This window comes from Mycobacterium simulans (assembly GCF_900232995.1).
Taxonomy (GTDB): Bacteria; Actinomycetota; Actinomycetes; order Mycobacteriales; family Mycobacteriaceae; genus Mycobacterium; species Mycobacterium simulans.
Genome location: NZ_OCVX01000097.1, coordinates 1 through 1,121, shown reverse-complemented (window position 1 = coordinate 1,121; position 1,121 = coordinate 1). Strand labels below are relative to the sequence as shown.

Sequence of the window (1,121 nt, the reverse complement as noted above, 5' to 3'; positions counted from 1 at the left end):
GCCCTAAGCCAGCAACAGCCGATGCTGGTCGCCAGCCCCATCTCTGCGTCGGCGTTGGCCGCCCAGGCACGCCGCAACACCTTGCCGGCGGTCCTGTCCGGGCTGACCCACACCCGCCGCCAGGCCGCGACCACCGCCAGCCCCGACACGCTGACTGCACGGCTGGCCGGTCAAACCCCCGAGCAACGGTTGGACACGTTGACGGAGCTAGTGAAAGCCGCGACGGCGGCCGTGTTCGCGCATCCCGACCCGGGGGCGCTGGACGGCGACCGGCAGTTCAAAGACCTTGGCATCGATTCCCTGACCAGCCTTGAACTGCGCAACACGCTGGCCGCCAAAACCGGCGTAACCCTGCCAGCGACCCTGATGTTCGATCATCCCACTCCGACTGCGGTGGCTCGGCATCTGGTGACCTTATTGGGCGAGACTGCCGCGCCGACCCGTACGGCCACCCGGGCGCCTGAACGCACCACCGAGCCGGTGGCGGTGGTCGGGATGGCGTGCCGGTTCCCGGGCGGGGTGGATTCTCCGGCCCGGTTGTGGGATCTCCTCAGCGGCGGAATTGATGCGATGGGTGGGTTCCCCACCGATCGTGGCTGGGACCTGGCGGGGCTGTTTGATCCCGATCCGGACGCGGTGGGCAAGACCTACACCCGTTCGGGAGGCTTCTTAGCCGAAGCGGGAGCGTTCGACGCGCAGTTTTTCGGGATTTCGGCGCGGGAAGCCCTCGCGATGCATCCTCAGCAGCGGCTGTTGGCCGAGGTGTGTTGGGAGGCATTAGAAGCCGCCGGTATCGATCCGGCCGGTCTGGTGGGCTCGGATACCGGGGTGTTCGCCGGGGCGTGGTCAGAACCGTACGGAGCCGCGGGCTCTGATGGCGCGGAAGGCTATGCGCTAACTGGTAGCGCTACGAGTGTGGTTTCGGGGCGGGTGGCGTATTTGTTGGGGTTGCAGGGTCCGGCGATCACGGTGGATACGGCGTGTTCGTCGTCGTTGGTGGCCACCCACTGGGCGTGTCAGTCGCTGCGCAACGGGGAGACCAGTCTGGCTTTGGCCGGTGGGGTGACGATCATGACGACCCCGCTGATGTTCACCGAGTTCGCCCGTCAGCGGGGTCTGGC

1 protein-coding gene is annotated in these 1,121 nt (G+C 67.4%); it reads left to right on the top strand.

Annotated elements, in window-relative coordinates; genetic code table 11:
- Positions 1-1,121: type I polyketide synthase (locus MSIMFI_RS27490; RefSeq protein ID WP_191500068.1), on the top strand; the 1,121-nt coding region annotated here is incomplete at both ends.